Origin of the sequence: Caballeronia sp. (genome assembly GCF_049581465.1) — a bacterium.
In the GTDB taxonomy this organism is placed as follows: Bacteria; Pseudomonadota; Gammaproteobacteria; order Burkholderiales; family Burkholderiaceae; genus Caballeronia.
Genome location: NZ_JBAUSA010000007.1, coordinates 1 through 2,660 on the forward strand (window position 1 = coordinate 1; position 2,660 = coordinate 2,660).

4 protein-coding genes are annotated in these 2,660 nt (G+C 57.2%); all 4 read left to right on the forward strand.

Going from position 1 to position 2,660, the window contains the following annotated elements; translation table 11 throughout:
* Positions 1-759: 759 nt before the first annotated feature.
* The 4 genes from WCA53_RS00085 (at position 760) to WCA53_RS00100 (ending at position 2,576) form a co-directional block, all read left to right on the forward strand.
* Positions 760-1,032, forward strand: coding sequence for a hypothetical protein (locus tag WCA53_RS00085; protein WP_423903919.1), 273 nt, complete (start codon positions 760-762; stop codon positions 1,030-1,032).
* Between the two features lie 162 nt (positions 1,033-1,194).
* Positions 1,195-1,470: a YlcI/YnfO family protein gene (locus WCA53_RS00090; protein ID WP_423903921.1), complete on the forward strand. Its 276-nt coding sequence runs from the start codon at positions 1,195-1,197 to the stop codon at positions 1,468-1,470.
* On the forward strand, positions 1,467-1,766 hold the full coding sequence (locus WCA53_RS00095) for a type II toxin-antitoxin system RelE/ParE family toxin (protein ID WP_423903924.1): 300 nt from the start codon (positions 1,467-1,469) through the stop codon (positions 1,764-1,766). Before WCA53_RS00090 ends, WCA53_RS00095 begins: the two co-directional genes overlap by 4 nt.
* A 606-nt stretch (positions 1,767-2,372) precedes the next feature.
* The gene (locus tag WCA53_RS00100; RefSeq protein ID WP_423903927.1) at positions 2,373-2,576 is read left to right on the forward strand and encodes a cold-shock protein; all 204 of its coding nucleotides are present in this window, start codon (positions 2,373-2,375) and stop codon (positions 2,574-2,576) included.
* The last annotated feature ends 84 nt before the right edge of the window (positions 2,577-2,660 follow it).

Sequence of the window (2,660 nt, forward strand, 5' to 3'; positions counted from 1 at the left end):
AGTGTCGACGTCAGCGCGCCCTAGAGCGCACCAGCTGGCAAACATTGCCTGCAGAAATTCCGGTGGGTTGACGCGTATTTTTCGTTGCCACGTTCCGTGAGCTAGGGCCGAAGAAAGCAGCGCAAACTAGTGCGGTGGGTGTTCGAAATAGTGACGCGCATTCGTTCTGCGGGCGGAGGGCTCTGGGCCCAATGCTGCAATCTTATGTCTCAGTAAGCCAAATAAACCCGCTATAGATTAATTGGCGACGGGATCCAGACTGGGACAGAAACGAACATTAGAGTTACTCGAGAGAGGCGGAGATCACGTATACCGGCATGCGTATTTCTCGCCCCCCACGAACGCAGGGTGATCGCCAAGCACGGTCCGCTGCTCACTGACTGACCTGCTAATAAGCAGCACACCCACGTCCTCAACACGACGGCCCGCACGTGAAGCTAATGAATAAGATTCGAAAGACCCCCTGCGACACGCATAACTGCGCATAACAAATCCTCCGGGGGCATTGGACTAGATGCGAAAGCGTGGGACCCATTTATTACCAAATATACGAGATTTTAGTTGATCGCAAACCAACGCCGATCGCGACCCGTCCCAGCCAAGTGTCATTTGCAGTCGTCATATGCAACTAACAGTCAGTCGATCAATACCCACCCGTGAATCGAAAGCGTAGGGCCAAAAATCACCTGTTCTTGCGTTTGTCACACGGTTGGCCTATCTTCTAAATACTGTACATATATACAGGTATTGGAGAATGCCATGGAACAATGGGTACGGGTGCAAAACGAGCACGATCGGAAAGTCTTAGCCTGGCTGCGCGAACGGGTCGGGGACGCGGCGGTCACTGCGGCCGCCCAGGCCTGCGCGCGCGGCGACACCAAACCTTATCTTTCCATGGTCTGCCGGCAGCTTGGCCTGTCCGTGCCCAGGTTGTCCCGTCATGGCGCAAGTGCTGATGGAGTAGGGGAGCGACACCTGGCGGCCATGTACGCGATTTTGCGCGCACCGTCGGCGCGTGCCCACGCTAGCTGACAACTTCAATTCCATGCTGGCGCGCTTTTGGGTACGTCCGGCATGTTTTTGGAGGTTCACGCAAGCCTGATAACGCGTAAAAAGTGGTCACCGCCAGCACAGGCCAATATCCGACAATTCGTGCTAGGATATGCGCTGCAAATGCAACGCATTGGAGCAACTATGAAAACTGCCTCTCTACCCTCGCTTCGTGTCGATCCAGAGCTTCGTCAGGCCGCTGAAAGTGTCTTAAACGAGGGCGAGAGCCTCTCGTCCCTAATGGAATCGTCACTGCGATCAAGCGTCATCCGACGTCAGATGCAGCGAGATTTCGTCTCCCGGGGGCTGGCTTCCCGCGACGTGGCCCGTCGCACGGGCGACTACTACGCCGCGGCTGACGTGCATGCAGAGTTGGAAGCGATGCTTGCAGCGACCAAGAAAGCGAAGGGCGCTCGTTGAGTTATCAGGTCCGCTACACAGGTGAAGCGCGCGCTGACTTGATCCGCCTTTACCAATTTCTACTAGACCAAGATCCGGCGGCAGCTGAGCGAGCGTTGGAAACGATTCGCAAGGGTGTCGACATGCTTGAATCGTTTCCCTTCACGTGCCGAAAGGTCGACCCTGACAATCCGTTTCTACGAGAGCTCGTCGTGCCATTCGGCAATGCGGGCTACGTTGCGTTGTTCGAGATCGAAGACGAACGGACGGTCACGATTCTCGCCATACGGCACCAACGCGAGGACGACTACCACTAAAGTATGGCGTGCTCTTTCCCAGGTCAGCCGGGGCGCGACTCGAGCGGAGTGGGTACAACACGGGTCCGAGTTCACGTCAGCCATGCCGCCGTAAGCGCCAGGGACGACCCGTTCAGTGCGGAGACAACCCGTTTTCGATCTACTGTCTTTGCCTGCCAGTCGGTACAAGCGTATTTACGATGTCGAAAAGTACCGGTTTGCCAGTCGTTCTCTCGGCCCTACACCAGGCTGTTGGGCCGAACCCTAGATTTGCCCGCCTGAATCTGCCCGATCCGATCGAGGCGATCCGTTTCGTTTCGGATGGAGCAAGCCGGGGCTCACCGCCGTTGATATGCAGCCGTATCTTGAGAACCTGACCCGGATGTACAGGTGCTCAATCGCAAGCGGGGATTGACTCTCGCCATGATCCGGCGGCTGAATCCGGGACTGCAGATTCCGGCTGAAGTGCTGATCGCGCAAGCCTGACCGCGGGCCGCGCTTCGATTCGACCTGCAAGTGGCGATCAAACCCGTTGCCGCGCTCCTTGTAACCCGTCAAGATGGATGTCGCAGCGCGCTCGCGCTGTGCAACCGCCGCTCAAACGGCAATTTCAGCACTGGAAAAACGATGGCAACGGGCACAGTTAAGTGGTTCAACGATGCGAAGGGCTTTGGGTTCATCACGCCGGACGAGGGCAGTGACGATCTGTTTGCACATTTCTCGGAAGTCCGCTCGGAGGGATTCAAGACCCTCGCGGAAGGGCAGAAGGTGACCTTTGAGGCGAAGATGGGGCCCAAGGGCAAGCAGGCATCGAACATTCAACCGTCGTAAAGCGGCGCGGCACGGCGGCTCGCAAGGATCGCTGTGCCCAAACACCGGCAGCACGCACGGCCAGACCGCGGCCACATCCCATAT